Source organism: Rheinheimera sediminis, from assembly GCF_004005375.1.
Classification (GTDB): Bacteria; Pseudomonadota; Gammaproteobacteria; order Enterobacterales; family Alteromonadaceae; genus Pararheinheimera.
The window spans coordinates 92270-111229 of sequence record NZ_RZUF01000017.1; the positions used below are offsets into that span (position 1 = coordinate 92270).

The 18960-nt window shown below is 45.9% G+C and carries 17 protein-coding genes; 16 read left to right on the forward strand and 1 reads right to left on the reverse strand.

Annotated elements, in window-relative coordinates; all coding sequences use genetic code 11:
- Positions 1-123: 123 nt before the first annotated feature.
- A complete protein-coding gene (locus tag EMM73_RS12970) occupies positions 124-1281 on the forward strand; it encodes a serine hydrolase domain-containing protein (RefSeq protein ID WP_127686921.1) in 1158 nt (385 codons plus the stop codon).
- A gap of 9 nt (positions 1282-1290) precedes the next feature.
- Here the strand turns inward: EMM73_RS12970 and EMM73_RS12975 are convergent, their stop codons facing one another.
- Positions 1291-1926: a LysE family translocator gene (locus EMM73_RS12975; RefSeq protein ID WP_127686923.1), complete on the reverse strand. Its 636-nt coding sequence runs from the start codon at positions 1924-1926 to the stop codon at positions 1291-1293.
- Between the two features lie 207 nt (positions 1927-2133).
- Between EMM73_RS12975 and leuS the strand changes: the two genes are divergently transcribed.
- The 15 genes from leuS to EMM73_RS13050 all read left to right on the forward strand — a co-directional run bounded on the left by leuS (position 2134) and on the right by EMM73_RS13050 (position 18790).
- On the forward strand, positions 2134-4722 hold the full coding sequence (gene leuS / locus EMM73_RS12980; RefSeq protein ID WP_127686925.1) for a leucine--tRNA ligase: 2589 nt from the start codon (positions 2134-2136) through the stop codon (positions 4720-4722).
- A 1-nt stretch (position 4723) separates the two neighbouring features.
- Positions 4724-5209, forward strand: coding sequence for an LPS-assembly lipoprotein LptE (locus EMM73_RS12985; protein WP_127686927.1), 486 nt, complete (start codon positions 4724-4726; stop codon positions 5207-5209).
- Positions 5209-6261, forward strand: coding sequence for a DNA polymerase III subunit delta (holA, locus tag EMM73_RS12990; protein WP_127686929.1), 1053 nt, complete (start codon positions 5209-5211; stop codon positions 6259-6261). Before EMM73_RS12985 ends, holA begins: the two co-directional genes overlap by 1 nt.
- Complete coding sequence (gene nadD / locus EMM73_RS12995; RefSeq protein ID WP_127686931.1) at positions 6242-6904, forward strand: nicotinate-nucleotide adenylyltransferase; 663 nt, start codon at positions 6242-6244, stop codon at positions 6902-6904. Before holA ends, nadD begins: the two co-directional genes overlap by 20 nt.
- A gap of 52 nt (positions 6905-6956) precedes the next feature.
- Positions 6957-7277: a ribosome silencing factor gene (gene rsfS, locus EMM73_RS13000; RefSeq protein WP_127686933.1), complete on the forward strand. Its 321-nt coding sequence runs from the start codon at positions 6957-6959 to the stop codon at positions 7275-7277.
- Positions 7278-7281: 4 nt separating this feature from the next.
- Positions 7282-7752, forward strand: coding sequence for a 23S rRNA (pseudouridine(1915)-N(3))-methyltransferase RlmH (gene rlmH, locus EMM73_RS13005; protein ID WP_127686935.1), 471 nt, complete (start codon positions 7282-7284; stop codon positions 7750-7752).
- Between the two features lie 151 nt (positions 7753-7903).
- On the forward strand, positions 7904-9778 hold the full coding sequence (mrdA, locus tag EMM73_RS13010) for a penicillin-binding protein 2 (RefSeq protein ID WP_186435213.1): 1875 nt from the start codon (positions 7904-7906) through the stop codon (positions 9776-9778).
- 97 nt (positions 9779-9875) lie between these two features.
- Complete coding sequence (gene rodA, locus EMM73_RS13015) at positions 9876-10991, forward strand: rod shape-determining protein RodA (RefSeq protein ID WP_127686937.1); 1116 nt, start codon at positions 9876-9878, stop codon at positions 10989-10991.
- A gap of 14 nt (positions 10992-11005) precedes the next feature.
- Entirely contained in the window at positions 11006-12001 is a 996-nt protein-coding gene (locus tag EMM73_RS20470) for a septal ring lytic transglycosylase RlpA family protein (RefSeq protein WP_127686939.1), read from the forward strand.
- Between the two features lie 57 nt (positions 12002-12058).
- A complete protein-coding gene (locus tag EMM73_RS13025) occupies positions 12059-13231 on the forward strand; it encodes a D-alanyl-D-alanine carboxypeptidase family protein (RefSeq protein WP_127686941.1) in 1173 nt (390 codons plus the stop codon).
- A 217-nt stretch (positions 13232-13448) separates the two neighbouring features.
- A complete protein-coding gene (ybeD, locus tag EMM73_RS13030) occupies positions 13449-13730 on the forward strand; it encodes a DUF493 family protein YbeD (protein WP_127686942.1) in 282 nt (93 codons plus the stop codon).
- Between the two features lie 38 nt (positions 13731-13768).
- A complete protein-coding gene (lipB, locus tag EMM73_RS13035) occupies positions 13769-14455 on the forward strand; it encodes a lipoyl(octanoyl) transferase LipB (RefSeq protein WP_127686944.1) in 687 nt (228 codons plus the stop codon).
- A gap of 1 nt (position 14456) precedes the next feature.
- The gene (gene lipA / locus EMM73_RS13040) at positions 14457-15440 is read left to right on the forward strand and encodes a lipoyl synthase (protein WP_127686946.1); all 984 of its coding nucleotides are present in this window, start codon (positions 14457-14459) and stop codon (positions 15438-15440) included.
- Between the two features lie 75 nt (positions 15441-15515).
- Positions 15516-17267: a hypothetical protein gene (locus EMM73_RS13045; protein WP_127686948.1), complete on the forward strand. Its 1752-nt coding sequence runs from the start codon at positions 15516-15518 to the stop codon at positions 17265-17267.
- Complete coding sequence (locus tag EMM73_RS13050) at positions 17264-18790, forward strand: class I SAM-dependent methyltransferase (protein ID WP_127686950.1); 1527 nt, start codon at positions 17264-17266, stop codon at positions 18788-18790. Before EMM73_RS13045 ends, EMM73_RS13050 begins: the two co-directional genes overlap by 4 nt.
- Positions 18791-18960: the final 170 nt, after the last annotated feature.

Below are 18960 nucleotides of genomic sequence, written 5' to 3' on the forward strand. Positions count from 1 at the left end.
TATAGTCGGCTAAAAACGAACAACTGAGTTTTAAACCTGTAGCACAGCTTTTTAGTCGCAAGGCTATTGCGGCTTTTTGCTCTGAAGCTCAGTCTGCACATAAAACTATAACAGGGGGTGTTGATGAAACTCTATTTTGCGTTTACCGCTTTTGCTTTGTTATCCAGTGCAGCTAGTGCTGCAGACTATTTTCCACCTGCCGGGCAATGGCAACAAAAACCAGCGGCCGAATTAAAGGTAGATGCAGCTATGCTGCAACAAGCTGTGGATTACGCCATCAAAGCAGAAAACAAAGCAGACCGGGATCAAGCCTTAGTGCAGGCCACCACCTTTGGTGCTAAAGAACCCTACGATCAGATTATTGGCCCGATGAAAACCCGCGCTCCTGCCAATGGCATTATTATTTATAAGGGTTCAGTGATAGCCCAGTGGGGCGATACACTGGCTGTAGATATGACCCACAGCATCACCAAAACTTTTTTAACCACTGTGACAGGTCTGGCGTTGCAACAAGGCTTAATTCATAACCTGCAGGACAAAGTAGATAGCTACATGCCTCATGGTGTCGATTTATATCAGGGTAATCACAATAGCCAAATTCGCTGGGATCATCTGCTGCGTCAAACCAGTGACTGGCAAGGTACTTTATGGGGCAAACCGGACTGGGCCGACAGACCCGAAGGTAAAACTCCGGCTGACTGGCCAAAACGGCCGTTACGCACTCCTGGTAGCCACTACAAATACAACGATGTGCGGGTGAACCTGCTGGCATTATCCACCTTATATGTCTGGCGTAAGCCTTTGCCCCAGGTGCTGAACGAACAGATCATGACGCCTATTGGCGCTTCGTCCACCTGGCGCTGGTATGGCTACGACAATAGCTGGATTGAACTGGATGGCCAGAAGATGCAATCGGTATCCGGTGGCGGCCATTGGGGCGGCGGCATGTTTATTAATGCCTGGGATTTAGCCCGTTTTGGTTATCTGTTTTTACGGGATGGTCAATGGCAAGGCAAGCAACTGATCAGTAAAAAATGGATCCGGCTTGCCAGCACTGGTGGCACAGCCAACCCTGAATATGGCTTTGCCAATTGGTTTTTAAACCCGGGCCGCAAAGCACTGCCGAATGCTCCTGAAACCGCTATTACATTTCAGGGTGCTGGCCGCAATATTATTTACATCGACAAAGACAACGATTTACTGATGGTCGTGCGCTGGATTGGTAATGGTGATGAGCTGAATCAATTAGTGGGCAAAGTATTAACTGCTCTGCCCCATTAAAGTCTCAAGCTAGCGCTGGTCTGCCAGCGCTAGCTTCACGCCCAAAGCGACAAATAAAGCTCCCATACTTTTATTCAGCCACTGCGCAACCAGCGGGCTTACTTTCATTTTTTTTCCGGCAAAGCCAGCACTGACGGCTAAAAACACACACCAGAGCATACCGTTGACGTTAAAAATAAAACCCAAAATAACAAAAGCCAAAGCTTTGTTAGCTGCATCAACAGCAATAAACTGCGGTACAAAAGCTAAGAAAAACAGCGCTACTTTTGGATTCAATACATTAGTGACAAAGCCTTGCAGGAAAATGCTACGAAAGGAAGCCGATGAAACCTGCTGTACAACAACGCCATGTTCAGCAGGTTTTGCCAACAACATTTTCACCCCGAGATAAACTAAATAGGCAGCGCCAGCCAGTTTCACCAGCGTAAAAGCTGTCGCAGAAGTAGCAAGCAAAGCGGAAACTCCCAAAGCAGCGGCAAAAATATGCACAAAAACACCAGTGCCAATACCTGCAACTGCAACCAAACCAGCACGCCAACCCTGACTGGCGCTGCGGCTGACAATTAGCACCGTATCTGGCCCTGGCGAAATATTCAGCAATAAGCCGGAAATAATAAACAACCACAGATTTTCAATACCAAACACCAGCTACTCCTTGATGAAATAATCCTCTTCAGTTCATTACTTTATGCAGCAGAAGTAATACAGACAAGAGCCTCACCACAAAATAAAACAAAGCAAGGTTTGTCGGTTGTTGCAGTTGTTGCCGCCCCCCTGCTTGCGGTATGCTAGCGGCAATTTTTCCCGCCGGTTTCATCGGTCTGGTTTTGACTTCACGTTGGAAGGTTTTTAATGCACGAACAATATAATCCGCAGTTGATTGAACAGCAGCTGCAAAAGGAATGGGAACAAACAAACGCCTTTAAAGTAGTAGAAGATGCTTCGAAAGAAAAATACTACTGCCTCTCCATGTTCCCGTACCCAAGTGGCCGTTTGCATATGGGCCATGTGCGTAACTACACCATAGGTGATGTGATCAGTCGTTTCCAGCGGATGCAGGGCAAAAACGTTATGCAACCTATGGGTTGGGATGCTTTTGGTTTACCAGCTGAAAACGCTGCTATTGCCAATAAAACAGCACCAGCCAAATGGACCTACGCCAATATCGACTATATGAAAGGCCAGCTGAAACGCTTAGGTTTTGGTTACGACTGGGACCGTGAAGTCGCCACCTGTAAGCCTGAATACTACAAGTGGGAACAATGGTTTTTCACCAAGCTGTTTGAAAAAGGCTTAGTGTTCAAAAAAATGGCGACAGTCAACTGGGACCCTGTCGATCAGTGTGTGCTTGCCAACGAGCAAGTGATTGACGGCCGCGGCTGGCGTTCAGGTGCCCTGGTGGAACAACGTGAACTGGCCCAGTGGTTTATTAAAATTACCGATTACGCTGAAGAGTTATTACAAGACTTAGACCAGTTAGACGACTGGCCTGAGCAAGTAAAAACTATGCAGAAAAACTGGATCGGCCGCTCTGAAGGTGTAGAGATCGAGTTTAAAGTGGCAGATTCAGATCAGACGATGTCGGTCTACACCACCCGTCCAGACACTTTGTACGGCGTCACTTATGTTGCCGTTGCTGCCCAGCATCCATTAGCTCAGCAAGCTGCCGTGAACAATGCTGAATTACAGGCTTTTATTGAAGAATGTAAAGGTGGTAAAACAGCAGAAGCCGATATGGCGACTATGGAGAAAAAAGGCGCACCAACAGGTTTGTTCGCGGTTCACCCTTTAACAGGTGAACAGGTACCAGTCTGGGTCGCTAACTTTGTACTGATGCATTACGGCTCAGGCGCTGTGATGGCCGTACCTGGTCACGATCAGCGCGATTATGAATTTGCCACTAAATACGGCCTGGCTATTAAACAAGTGGTTCAGCCAGAAGCTGGCAGCGCTGCAGTTTGCGATTTAACCACTGCAGCCTTTACTGAAAAAGGCGTGCTGATTAATTCAGCTGAATTTAACGGTTTAGATTTTTCTGCCGCTTTTAAAGCTATATCCGACAAATTAGCCGCTATGGGCGTAGGACAGGTCAAAGTGAATTACCGTTTACGTGACTGGGGTGTATCCCGTCAACGTTACTGGGGCTCACCAATTCCAATGCTGACACTGGAAGATGGTACTCAGGTTCCTGTACCAGAAGACATGCTGCCGGTACGTTTACCAGAAGATGTGGTGATGAATGGTGTGACTTCACCGATCAAAGCCGATCCAGAGTGGGCAAAAACCACCTACAACGGCCAGGCCGCTTTCCATGAAACCGATACCTTCGACACCTTTATGGAATCGAGCTGGTACTATGCCCGTTACTGCAGCCCGGATCATGACAAAGCCATGCTGGACCCGGCTAAAGCCAACTACTGGCTGCCGGTTGATCAGTACATTGGCGGTATAGAACACGCCATACTGCATTTACTGTATTCACGTTTCTTCCATAAACTGTTGCGTGACGTAGGTTTAGTCCAGTGCGATGAGCCTTTTAAGCGTTTATTGTGCCAGGGCATGGTATTGGCAGACACTTTCTACCGCGAAACTGAAAACGGTGGTAAAGAATGGTTCTCCCCTGCTGATGTCGCGACAGAGCGTGACGAAAAAGGTCGCATTACGGCCTCTATTTTAAAAACAGACGGCAAGCCGGTGTTGTCTGCGGGCATGAGCAAAATGTCCAAGTCGAAAAACAACGGTATAGATCCGCAGCTGGTGATCGACCAATACGGCGCCGACACAGTACGTTTGTTTATGATGTTTACCGCGCCACCAGAGCAAACTCTGGAATGGCAAGACTCGGCGGTAGAAGGTGCAAACCGTTTCTTACGCCGGATTTGGACTTTGGCAGCCGATCACAAAGAGCTGTTCAGCACAGCTGTGACCTCTTTGGAATTAAATTCCGACCAAAAGGCGCTGCGCCGCGATATTCACAAAACTATCGCTAAAGTGTCAGACGATATAGGCCGTCGCAACGTGTTTAATACAGCTGTTGCCGCCATTATGGAACTGGCCAACAAAGTACAAAAAGCGCCTGTCGATACAGATGCAGACAAACAAGTGAAACGTGAAGGTATTCAGACCTTAATTCAATTACTGAACCCAATCACACCACACTTGTCGCAGTACCTGTGGCAAGAATTAGGTTTTACTACAGCATTGGAGCAAAGCCCATGGCCTGTGGCTGATGCAGCTGCTATGGTGGAAGATGAAAAGTTAGTGGTAGTGCAAATTAACGGTAAAGTACGGGCTAAAGTAACAGTCTCAGTTGATGCCACTGAACAACAAGTACTGGAACTTGCTCATGCAGAAGAAAACGTGCAGCGTTTCCTTGAAGGAGTCACTATCCGTAAAGTGATTTATGTTCCGGGTAAACTGCTGAGTCTGGCCGTAGGATAAAATGAAAAAACACTTGATGTGGACAGGGCTGCTGCTTGCTGGCAGCCTGCTTCTGACCAGCTGTGGCTTCCACTTACGTGGTAGCCTGCCGCTGGAACGTTATCCGGCTATTTTTGTGGATGCTAAAAAGCATTCTGAACTGGCCAACCTGTTATCACAACAATTAGAAAGCAATAAAGTAAAATTGCTGACCAAACTGGATCCACAAGCACCAGCACTGATGCTACAACAAGATAGTCTGGAACGCCGCACCTTATCGTTATTTCCCAATGGCCAGGTTGCCGAATACGAACTGATCTATAGAGTCAAGTACCAGTTATTGCTGCCGGATCAGGAACTGCAAGAGTTTCAGTTTGAACTGACTCGTGATTATCAGGATGATCCAAATTTGGCTTTGGCCAAAGCCAAAGAACTGGATTTGTTATTGCAGGAACTGAGAAATCAGGCCGCCAGCCGTATTATCCGCCAGTTAAACCGGATCCGCTAATGCTGAAGCTGTATAGCAATCAGCTTGCTGCACAGTTACAGAAAAGCCTGGCACCAGTGTATCTGGTGTTTGGTGAAGAGCCGCTGCAAAAGCAGGAAAGCATTGATTTCATTCGGGCTGCTGCAAAAAAACATGGCTTTGATGAACGGCAAAGTTACAGCTGGGACAGCAGTTTCAGCTGGAACGACTTTCTGATGGAGCTGAATAATTTATCCTTATTTTCGCCTCGTCGGGTATTTGAGCTGGAACTACCGGCTAAATTGCCAACAGGCGCAAGCGACTTATTAAAACAGCTCCCCTCATTAGTGCACCCGGATTTAATTCTGGTGCTGCATGCTGCCAAAAACGCCACTGATTACGCTAAATCAGCCTGGTTTAAAAACTTGGCTGAACAGGCAGTACAGGTGCAGTTTTATCCGCTGGACGATCAGCAATTTCAGCGTTGGTTACAGCAACGCGCATCGCAACTCAAACTGCATTTAACACCGGATGCCATCACCTTGATGCAGCATCACTGTGCCGGTAATTTATTGGCTGCTGCACAGGAGCTGGAAAAACTGGGGTTAAGTCTGGTCAGTGGTGCTGTCGATGCTGAACTTCTGGAACAGCATTTAGCTGACCAGTCACATTTTTCAGTGTTTCAGTTGGTAGATGCTTTATTGTCTGGTCAGGGTAACGAAGCCTTGCACCGGCTTGACCGTTTATTACAGCAAGACACTGAACCTGTGATTATTGCCTGGCAATTGCAAAAAGAAGTCACTACTTTGATGCAAATGCATCTGGCCCAGCAACAGGGTAAACCTCTGGCGGATTTTTTCAAAAAAAATGCCATTTGGCCTAAACGTCAACCTATGTACCAAATCGCCGTGTCGCGTTTACCAGCCAAATGGCTAGGCTATGTGCAGCAAGAACTGGCCGCCTTTGACCGGGCTTTTAAATCAGGTGCCTTAAGCAGCCATGAACTGGCATTAGCACATTTAGTTAGTTTATTGGTCAGCCCTGTTTCCAAAGTATTTTCATTGCAGCAGCGTTATGCCGACTTCACGCCCTGATCGTGCTTTTGCCGTATTTGGCGGCACTTTTGACCCCATACATAAGGCGCATTTAGCCTGCGCTCAATACGTGTTACAACATTGTGCAGTCAGTGAAGTGCAACTGATGCCCTGTCACCTTCCAGCTCATCGTTCCAGTCCAGGCGTCAGTGCAGAACACAGAGCTGCTATGGTGCAACTCGCTATTGAGCATATTGCTGGCCTTTCTCTTCAGCCACTTGAGCTAGATAAACATAGCCCTTCCTACACTGTGGATAGTTTGCGTTTACTACGCCAACAGTACCCGCGGGGTGGTTTGTTGTTTGTGATGGGTATGGATTCACTGGCGTACTTTAAACAATGGCATCAGTGGCAGAGTATTTTACAACTGGCACATCTGGTCGTCTGCCAACGACCGGGCAGTACAGCTGAAGACGGCGATTGTCCTGCTCTGCTTGAGCAACACGGCACTAGTTCCATGCAAGATCTGCATTTACTCGACGCCGGCAAAATTATGCTACTGGGCAACCCTCCTGTAGATCTGAGTGCAACCCGGGTTCGCGCCTTACTGGAAAAAAACCAACCAAGCTCCGAACTAACTCAGCTGATACCAGCCGAAGTCTTGCACTACATAAAAACAGAAAGGCTGTACAGTGGCGTATAAGATCAAAACAAAAAGTGTTAACATATGGCGTTTTTAGATCCCGGAGTAAAAAGTGCAAGCACAAGAGTTATTAGCATTCGTCCTCGACAAGCTGGACGACATGAAAGCCAAGGATATTGTCAGCCTGGATGTCAGAGAAAAATCCAATGTGACAGATTCCATGGTGATCTGCTCAGGCACCTCAAACCGTCATACACGTTCTATTGCCGACCATCTGGCTAAAGAAGCGAAAAAAGCTGGTATCAGTGTGTTAGGTATCGAAGGTTCTGGTTCAGGTGAGTGGGTACTGATTGATTTGGGTGAAGTAATAGCCCACGTTATGCAGGAAGAAAGCCGCAGCTTTTACCAGTTAGAGAAACTCTGGAGCGTTTAACAGCATGAAGTTAATGCTGATTGCAGTCGGTACTAAAATGCCTGATTGGGTCACCACGGCTTATGAAGAGTATGCCCGTCGTTTTCCACGTGATTTGCCTCTGGAGTTGATTGAAATTCCTGCGGGTAAACGCGGGAAAAATGCGGACATAAAACGTATTCTGGACACCGAAGGCGAAAAAATGCTGGCGGCCGTGCCTAAAGGTGCCCGCATTATTACGCTGGAGGTGGAAGGTGGCAACTGGAGCAGTCCCCTGCTGGCGCAAAAACTGACGCAATGGCAAATGGATGGCCGCGATGTCTGTTTACTGGTGGGCGGCCCTGAGGGCTTGGCGCCAGCCTGCATAGCGGCCAGCGAGAGTAAATGGTCGTTATCGGCCCTGACTATGCCACACCCTATGGTTCGGGTTGTACTGGCTGAAAGCTTGTATCGTGCCTGGAGTATCAGTACCAATCACCCCTATCATCGCGAATAATATCAACAATGCAGCGATTTCTGTCTTTTCGACACCAAACAGAACCAGCCAAACTGTTGAGTGAAACCCCTGAATTTAGTGTGGTTCAGGTTCTAATGACTGCAAGCATCGGGGTTTGCCATTCTCCATTTAGGGATAATCACCACTAACCATGATTAAAAAACGCCAATCCATTCAGGACCCAGCAGCCGAGAGTCAGTTGTTTAATCAACGGGCGTTGTTTGGTTATGCAGTGGTGTTGATTTGTTTTTTTGTGGTGGTATTTAACCAGTACAAGTTACAAGTGGTGATGCATGATCATTATGTAACCCGTGCTGATGGCAACAGAATCAAACTGATCCCGCAACCGCCAAACCGAGGTTTGATTTATGATCGTAACGGTATTTTATTAGCAGAAAATCGTCCTATTCACTCGGTAGAATTGATCCCTGAGCAGGTAAAAGACATCTCTCAAACGCTAATGGAAATAGCAAAGCTGATTGAAATTACGCCGGAGCGCCAGCAAGAATTTTTAAAAGAAGTGAAATACCACAGACGTTTTGTCAGCATAGCGGTCAAAGAGCATCTGACAGAACAGGAAGTGGCTATCATAGCGGTGAATCAACACAGATTGCCTGGTGTCACTTTGGAAGCCCGCTTAACCCGTCACTATCCTTATGGTGAACTCTTTACCCATGCTATAGGTTATATCGGCAAAATTAACGCCAAAGAGCTGGATAAACTCGAAGAAGAAGGCGTTACAGCAAACTACGCTGCCAGCCGCGATATAGGAAAAATTGGTCTTGAACGTTATTACGAAAGCCAGCTGCATGGTCAGGTGGGTTTTCAGCAGGTGGAAGTAAATAACAGAGGCAGGGTGATACGAATCCTTGACTCCAAACCTGCTACTTCTGGTGATGATTTAATTCTATCTATTGATATGCATCTGCAGAAAAAAGCCAAAGAGCTGCTGGGTGAGAATCGCGGAGCCATAGTAGCAATGGACCCACGCGATGGTGCGGTACTCGCTTTTTATAGCAACCCAAGCTACGACCCGAATTTGTTTGTACATGGTATCAGCGGAAAAAACTACCGTGAGTTACTGAATTCTCCCGATCGCCCTTTAGTGAACCGAGTCACGCAAGGGGTTTATCCGCCTGCATCCACTATTAAACCTCACATGGCCATATTAGGTTTAGAACATGGCACAGTGACGGAACAAACCCGGATCCCCGATCCTGGTTTTTATAAGCTGCCGAACTACAGCAGGCCCTACCGTGACCACGTAAAATGGGGCCATGGCTGGGTTGATGTCTATACAGCAATCACCAAAAGCTGCGACACTTATTTTTATGACTTAGCCGTAAAACTTGGCATAGACAGAATTTCTGACTATATGAAAAAATTTGGTTTTGGTTCACGTACCGGCATAGATGTAATGGAGGAAAGTGCGGGCCTGATGCCATCAAAAGAATGGAAAAGAGCTCGACACAAACAAAATTGGTTTCCGGGCGATACAGTGTCTTTGGGTATAGGTCAAAGTTACTGGAGCACTACCCCAATGCAGCTGGCTTTATCTACCGCAATTCTGCTGAACGATGGTTTAAAACCTACGCCGCATATGGGCCGCTACTTCCGCAATCAAAGTAAAGATACCAGTCTTATTGCTCCCTTGGAACGCGTGATAGAGGTAAAGAATCCGAAGAACTGGCAAATATCCAAAGAAGCGATGCGCCAAACGCTTATGGAACAAGGTGGCACTGGTTTTAATGCATTTAAAGGCATTAGTTACAGCGCCGGAGGTAAAACCGGTACTGCCCAGGTGATTAATATGGCAGCCAATCAAAAGTATGATGCCAATGCAATTAAAGAAATCCACCGCGACAATGCGATGTTTATTGGCTACGCCCCTGCAGAGAATCCAAGCATTTCTTTAACTGTGACTGTTGAGAACGCTGGTGGTGGCGGTTCAAACGCTGCGCCAATAGCTCGTAAAATGATGGATTATTACTTCACACGTCAAAGCGCGGCAGGAGCTCAGCCATGACCTTGCCTAAACCTGAGCGCAGCAAAGAAATCTGGTTCACGCTGCAATATCGTAAAACACCACCCACTCTGGCTGGATCCAGCTCAGGAGAACCGCAATGAACCTGCTAAAAGATCCTAATCATAAAGGGCTACTAGCAAAGTTACACTTGGACGGTCCGTTATTGGCGGGTTTAATACTGTTATGTGTTACAGGGTTATTTGTACTCTACAGCGCCAGTGGCCAACACTGGGATATGATGGCTGCACATAGTACCAGATTGGTTTTTGCTTTCGGTGCCATGCTATTTTTAGCTCAGGTAAAACCTCAAACCTTTCATTTTTGGGCCGTCCCTTTATTTTTAGCCGGAACAGCCATGTTGGTGATGGTGCTGGCTTTTGGCCATGTAGGTAAAGGTGCACAGCGTTGGCTGGATTTAGGCTTTATGAAGTTTCAGCCCTCTGAAGTCATGAAACTGGCGGTACCTATGGCCGTCGCCTGGTATGTATCCTCTCACCCTTTACCGTTGAAATTCCGGCACTTGATTGTCGGTTTTATTATGTGTGCTATTCCCACTGTACTCATTCAGCAACAGCCCGATTTAGGCACATCCATTTTGATTTTTGTAGCTGGCGTTTTCGTACTGTTTTTAGGCGGTATGAGCTGGAGAATAATCACCGCAATAGCCTTGATCATTCCAGTCGCCTCTTACACTATGTGGCTTTTTGTAATGCACGATTATCAAAAACGCCGTGTGCTGACCTTTTTAAACCCGGAAAGCGATCCTTTAGGTTCTGGCTATCATATTATTCAGTCAAAAATAGCCATAGGCTCAGGTGGTTTTGAAGGCAAAGGCTGGATGCATGGTACTCAATCACAATTGGAGTTTTTGCCTGAGCGCCATACAGACTTTATATTTTCTGTGTTCAGCGAAGAGTTGGGCATGATAGGTGTGCTATTTCTGTTAGCCTTGTATGCCTTTATCATTGCGCGTGGCTTGATTATCGCCAGTCGTGCTCAGGACAATTTCAGTAAACTATTAGCAGGCAGTATTACACTGACATTTTTTGTCTATGTTTTTGTCAATATTGGTATGGTATCCGGATTGTTGCCTGTGGTGGGTGTGCCATTGCCTTTGGTTAGCTACGGCGGGACATCTATGGTTACTCTGATGGCAGGTTTTGGTATCCTAATGTCTGTCAGCACTCACAAACGACTATTAGCCCAGCAGTAGAAGATGCAAAAAGAATGATAAAAAAACTAAGCGCGTTATGTTGTACTTTGATACTGGCTTCCTGTTCACAAACGCCGGCACCAAAATCCGCTCAAACTAAACCAGCAGCAACCTGGGAAGAACCAAACAAAGGTCGTTATTCGCAAGCCACCGACAGCCATCCTGATCGTTTACCTACCTTACTGGAGATGACGGATCCTGAACCCAAAGCAGAAGCGCTCAGCCGTGGTGGTAATAAACCCTATAATATTTATGGAATAGATTATTCGCCCCGCACCGATCTGATGGATTACAAAGAGACAGGCATAGCCTCTTGGTATGGTCATAAATTTCATGGTCATCTAACCTCCAACGGTGAAGTTTATAATGTATTTGCCATGACAGCAGCGCACAAAACACTGCCTTTACCTTCTTATGTTCGGGTGACCAATCTGGACAATGGCAAGTCAGCCATAGTAAGGGTGAATGACCGGGGCCCTTTTCATCAGGACAGAGTGATCGACTTGTCTTATTCCGCTGCTTATAAAATTGGCATGATGGGCAAAGGCACTGCCAGAGTTCAGGTAGAGCTTTTAGCCTCTCCAGCCATGATCAATCAGGAAAGCTACGCCATGGGATTAGGCACTAAACGCAATCAGTTTGAAGAAACGACAATAGCCTCTAATCCGGCAGGTCCAAGACCAGGCAGCGTGACCTCCCCCAGTGAGGTTTCTGCACCGGTAAGACCCACTCTCGCTGCATCCACACAGGCGCCGGTAAGTGCAGGTTCCAAAGTGACAGGATGTTTTATCCAACTGGTCGCCAGCAGTAATAAAGACAAACTGCAACAGTTAGGTATGGATTTACAGCAACAATGGTCTATAACCACACAAATTAACGAAGGCAATGGAATTTTCCGCTTATTAGCGGGTCCAATGCCCTCAGCAGCCGAAGCCAACAGCTGGCTGGAACGTTTTAAAAATGCTGATTATCCATCAGCTTATATTACAGATAGAAAAAGCTGTGGTTAGCACCACAGTCAATTTCGTTTAAGAATTAACGCAGCTTAACAACATAAGAAAGGTCTCATGAATACGTACTCCAGAATTTTTATTGCTTGCTCCTTTGGTGTTGCCAGTTTTTTAGCAGCCGGACAAACAGCCCCTCTTACCGCGTCGCAAATGACTCCACAACCTCCTGAAGTAAACGCTAGAGGTTTTATCCTGATGGACTACCACACTGGTGCTGTGCTGGCAGAAGGCAATGCAGATCAATTGTTAGCACCAGCCAGCCTGACCAAAATGATGACTAGTTACATTATCGGTACGGAAATTAAAAATGGCACCATCAAACCTTCTGATCCCGTTACTATTACCGAAAATGCCTGGGCGAAACAGTATTCAGACTCGTCCAAAATGTTTATTGAAGTAGGCGAAACCATCAGCGTTGAAGAGTTAAACCGCGGTATTATTGTGCAATCCGGTAACGACGCATGCGTAGCTATGGCAGAACATATCGCAGGCACTGAGGGCGCTTTTGTTGAGTTAATGAATGCTCATGCGGTGCGCTTAGGCATGGACAATAGTAACTTCACCAATAGCCATGGTTTACCAGACGAAAATCAACGCACTACAGCCAGAGATATGGCGAAGTTATCTGTTGCACTGATCCGTGACACTCCTGAAGAATACAAAATTTATGCTGAAAAAGAGTATGTGTTTAACGGTATTAAACAATACAACCGTAACGGTTTGTTGTGGGATAAGAGCCTGAACGTAGACGGTATCAAAACCGGCCACACATCAGAAGCAGGGTATAGCTTGGTCACTTCGGCGACCAAAGATGATATGCGGTTGATTTCAGTGGTGATGGGCACAGAAAGTGCCAAAATCCGTGAAGCTGAAAACAAAAAGTTACTCACCTATGGTTTTCGCTTTTTCGAAACATTTTCTCCTTACAAAGCCGGTGAGAAGTTTGCTGAACAACGTGTATGGCAAGGTACTAAAGAAACAATCACTTTAGGTGTTCTTTCTGAAACCCCTATTACCTTGCAACGAAATCAGCGTAAAGATTTAAAAGCTGACTTTAAGTTGAATCAGGAACTAGTGGCCCCCATATCGAAAGGCCAAGTCTTGGGTACTGTTTATCTGAAGTTAGGTGATAAAGATATCGCCGAATTTCCTTTAGTGGCGCTGGAAGATATAGAGCAAGCAGGTTTATTCAGCCGCTTAGTGGATATGGTAAAAATGCGTTTTCAGTAATACCCTTCGTACTTGAAGCTGCAGCTTTATTGATCGCATGCTCCAGCCCCAGTGACACAGGATTCTATGCTGCTGGGGGTCTAGCTGTTGTCGTCTATCTGCAACTCCAATGACTTTGGGTCTGGAAACAACATAGCCAAAGATAAAAACAGTCCCGGCAAGTCCGGGACTTTTTGTTAAAATAGAGAAAGATTATTTTTTTTGCGAGCAGAACATCATGACAATTGAAGTAAAAGACACCCGCTTTGATGAATTTTTAGAGTTTCCATGCTCGGTAAATTTTAAAGTGCTGGGCGTCGCTGTGCCTGAACTGGTAGACCATATAGTGGTTGTACTGCAACAGCATGCCAAAGCAGACGACTATAACCCTCAAATTCGCCCTAGCAGCAAAGGTAGTTATCATTCTGTATCTGTGTCTGTCACAGTCACCAGCAAAGAACATATGGAACTACTGTACACAGAACTTGGCCGTTTAGAGCTGGTTCGGTATGTCATCTGACGAGTGGTGCTGCCCTTTTTAGCAGAAGAGTAGGTATAATGCCGGCACTTTCAACTGAACCGGAGTTCGTTGTGGTTGATTCTCAAGGCTTAGTGATACGGGATTTAGGGCGTCAGCCTTATGTCGAGGTATGGCAGGCCATGCAAAAATACACAGATGAGCGGACAGAACAAAGTCCGGACCAGCTGTGGTTTGTTGAACATGATCCAGTCTTTACTCAGGGTCAGGCTGGTAAAGCAGAACACCTGCTGATGCCTGGTGATATTCCTGTGGTACAGGTTGACAGAGGCGGTCAGGTGACATATCACGGCCCTGGCCAGTTGGTAGCCTATGTATTACTGGATATCAAAAGACGTAAGCTGGGTGTGCGTGAATTGGTAACTCTGATTGAACAAGTGATTATTCAGGCTTTGGCTCCTTATGGCATTCTAGCTTACGCCAAAGCTGATGCACCTGGTGTGTATGTACAAGAACAAAAAGTTGCTTCGCTAGGATTGCGGGTGAGGAAAGGCTGTACCTTTCATGGTTTGGCTTTAAATGTAAATATGGATTTGTCACCTTTTTCCAGGATTAATCCATGTGGTTATGCCGGCATGCAGATGATCCAAACCAAAGATATTGCCGGTCCACAACAGATGGATGAAGCAAAACAGGCGTTACAGTCACAATTTGTTGCTCAACTGGCGGTGAGCCAGATTGAGCACAAAATAGGGTTAAGTGAGTAATATGACCATCAAAACAGCTCGTATGGAACCAGGCGTCAAGTTACGTGACGCAGAAAAAATGGCCCTGATCCCAGTGAAAGTATTACCGACAGAACGTGATGAAATGTTGCGTAAGCCGGACTGGTTAAAAATCAAGTTACCACGCAGCACAGATAGGATTGAACAAATCAAAGGCGCTATGCGTAAGCATGGTTTACATTCAGTCTGTGAAGAAGCATCCTGCCCTAATCTGTCAGAATGTTTTAACCACGGTACTGCCACTTTTATGATTTTAGGTGCGATTTGCACCAGACGTTGCCCGTTCTGCGATGTGGCTCACGGACGCCCTTTGCCTCCAAATGCGGAAGAGCCGGAAAAACTGGCGCTCACTATCAAAGATATGGCATTAAAATACGTGGTGATCACCTCGGTAGACCGTGATGATTTACGTGATGGCGGAGCTCAACATTTTGCTGACTGTATCAGCTCTATCCGTCGTGAAAGCCCGGCTATTAAAATTGAAGTTCTGGTGCCAGATTTCCGCGGCCGTATGGATGCAGCATTGGAGATCCTGACGCAAACTCCACCAGACGTGTTTAACCACAACCTGGAAACAGCGCCACGTTTATACAAACTCGCCCGTCCTGGTGCTGACTATAAGTGGTCGCTAGAGCTACTGCGTCGCTACAAAGAGGCGCATCCAGAAGTCTCTACCAAATCAGGCCTGATGGTAGGTTTAGGTGAAACCACAGAAGAAATTATTGAAGTAATGCGCGATCTGCGTGCGCATAACGTCGATATGCTGACGGTGGGCCAGTACTTACAGCCAAGTAAACACCATTTACCCGTCAAACGTTATGTTTCGCCGGATGAGTTTGACGATATTAAACGTATTGGGTTCGAACTTGGTTTTAAGCACGTTGCCGCAGGCCCCTTCGTCAGATCCAGTTATCACGCCGATCGCCAAGCAGCGGGTGAAGAAGTTGTGAATTACAACGCTAAATAGTACTGCACAATGCTAATTTGTACTCTACATTGCTCTTTTGTACTGCCCAGCGGCTTTACCAAAGGAGCTGATTAAATGAAGGGGATTCCAGGGATCAAGGAATTCCCCTCAGATGATCAATATTGGAGGGTTGATTGGTTCGGTGCCATTCAGCCCAACCCAAAAGTAGCTCGTGAACCTGCCCTGCAGGTCATCATTACCCCCTTTAAAACTCCTGATATAAAAATACTCACGCCAAATAAGCTGGCTTCGGCATCCTCAAGCCTGGTGGATTACAACGAACAAAGAACCATCCAGATTGGCACAGGCCAGCTTCCCATGCTTTGCATAGGTTCTATTTGGCGTAACAACGAGTTTCAGCCCCAGTTAGCCGGTCAGGTGACAGAGTTTAGTTCTCTGGAGATTTCAGAGCGAACTACCCGCACGCTAAACGCCAGCAGCAAAGAGCAGAATCAATACATAATCCCCTTCAGCCACTACCGTTTCGGCAAAGATGGCTTCTTCAGCAAAATGGTAGCTATAGAGCATGAAGGCGACCCATACGGCATTCTGGTACCTATGGCTGAGCTGGTTCGGTTTTATTATGCGGTGTCGACCGATCTGGCAGATGTGGTTTTCTCCGGTGATTTAAAACACAATCTGCATTCAGTGCTGAATATGGAACACACTTGGTCTGAACCTGAAGACCACCGCGAAGTAATAGGCTTACGCCAGCGTTTCTCTGACGAAGACGGCTGGGTGCTGGCAAGAATTATGAATTCACCCGAAGCCTGGGCTGGCGCTACTGCAGTGCATGACGAAATGCTAAAGAATCGTTTTAATGGCAAACCCAGTCACATAGAAAGCGCCTTTCCATTTAGCGGCCTCACCAATCTGACAGCACGCTGTAAGCTGATTCCGACCAAAGACCCCAAGATATGGCGTTACCTGGTGTTGTCATTAGTTCGCTGTACAGCTGCTTTCCCCTTTAGGCATCTGACAGTATACCGCGACAACGATAATAGAACCGAGGAAGGGAAGGACAAGCCTGATAGCGAAAAGAAGCCAGGCTGGGCTGGCCCAAGGGTTATACAGGGCAACACGGACAAAGATTTTCAGAGCCAACAAGCACCCAATAAAAACAGTGCTATGGAAGTGTTTAACCTGCCCACAGACAGATTTGGTGACATAGCTGGTAAAGAACCTGACAAACCAACAAAAGAGCAATGTGAGTACAAATCTGTTGCTGTAGCCAAACCACCGGTACCCAGTGATCAGCTCAGCAGCGCCCAAGGTGATGATACCGACTCAACAACTGGTTCAGGCCGCCTGAACAGCACCTATGAACGTGCCAAAGCTCTTCCTGCCAGCTTCGATACCTTTATCAAAGCCATTGAGCACCTGAACACATTTGAAGGCTTTAGCGCCAAGATACGGGAACCGGATGAACTGACCAGATATATTCCGCTTACTAAAACAGAGGGGTGTTGGCAGTGGTCTTATCTCGAATCCAGAAATATGACTCGTCGCCAAGTCTTAATTGGCGATATTTACTACGAAGGTAACTGGTTCAGTTTGGTAGAGTTTGAGCACAGAGAAAATGATAAATGTCGCCTTGGTCTTGCATACAAGTCAAATGGCGTTCTTGTATCAAACTACTTAATGAATTCAGCTCTTCTATGTATTGCGGAAAATAAAGGTATATGGAATAAAGTACAGACGAGCCTATTGGATGGATTACTCATCGACTCGTACAAACATGTATGGCCATCAGCTACTGATTTGGCTAGTTCGCTCTCTGCAAAAATAAAAGTACTTATCACAAAAGCAAAAGGATTGAACTCGTGAGTAAGACAAATCAAATGCAAACAGAAACCCCAGCCTTGCTTCAACAAGAAACCTCTGCTTATGCATATCCGTCCTCCCAGTATGGTTCCATAGTAATTCACCCACCAGTAGCGGAAAAAACATATAGCTTCATTTCTTACATTGACGTTCTAGTTGTCCCGCTAAGCTTAGTAATATTTTATTTTTTCAGTGTGAGAAAGCTTAAAACAGAGACTGAAAAGTTAGGTCTTGAGGCAGAAAAGCTGAAAACAGAGCGGACTAAGTTTGAGACTGAGATCAGAGGAATTGAACAAACGTTAAATCAGAATAAGCTGTCCTTCGAAGAGCAAATTAATTCAATCCGAAGAACGGAGATAAAAGCACAACTACAGAATTTCTTTGCTCCATTTAAGAGTTTGCGAATCCAGTCATCTAATCTCTATATGTTATTCGCCTTAGAGCACAAAGCACAGGCAAAAATAAACCGGGATGCACTGGCTGAAGAATTAGCGCGACAAAATAAAATCCTGAGCAGACAGGAAATGACTAGAACCCAAATAAGTCAGTGCTACTTTGGAACCGTAAGGCATTTTATCGATGGCAAAACCTTCAAGAAAAAGGACCAAGAAATACTAAATCAAATTCTTGTTGTCGGAGATCAGATCGTTGAGTTGATTTCAAAGAATGCTTTTATACTTAAAAACACTAGCTTGCATGGTATATTGGGAGAGTATGCGGCGCATGTAACCACTTTGAAGCTGGCATCTCAAGGGTATCTAAAAGGAAACGAAAAAGCGTCTGAACTGTCTATGCCGCTTGAGATAGACGGCGCTATCGAATCAGCAATCATGGCCTTAGAAGCGGAGTATCAATCACTTATGCCGAACCACAAGAAAGAAGGTCCAACATTGGACGCTGACGAGAAAGCAACCATATCCTATTACGATAATAATGCTATGTCATACTTCGATAGCACTATTACCATTGATCTGCAGGACATATACGATAAGTTTCGTGAAGCTCTCCCCAATTCGGCTTATATTTTGGACGCAGGTTGTGGAGTCGGCAGAGATAGCCGTTATTTCATTCAAGTTGGCTATAAAGTCAGATCCTTTGATGCATCTGAAGAAATGGTTAAGTTCTGCAGCCAATACCCATTCGCTTTTTGTGAACACAGAGCTTTTGCTGATGTAACAGAGCTTGAAGAATATGATGGAGTATGGGCATCAGCATCACTTTTACATTTGGCCGAAGATAGTTTCAAACTTGCTTTGTTAAGACTTTCCTTTGCACTTAAAGTCGGAGGGGCGATGTACTTTAGCCTTAAAGCTGAACCCGATGAATCAAACAGTAAAGACACGCGCAAGTTTTACTATTACTCTCCTACCTTCGTCAAAGATTACCTAAAAGAGCTGAACTTGGAAGTAATTAACGTTTGGACAAACATAGGTCGAAAACCAGGCTCACCCAGTACTTTCACAAACTATCTGGTGAAAAAGTCCAGCAGAGTAACAAGCCCAGAAACAAGATCTCGCAACAGTTAACCTCACATAAAAAACACAAAGCACTGTATAAAAACACACCACAAGCTATACTGGAGTAAATCACCAGCTAAACTTCTTTGCTCTGGAGAAGGTCTCCAGTATACTGCGATGAAGTCTGGAAGAGTCCTCCAGTGAGGGTCTATGTATACAAATCAATTCACAAATTCGAC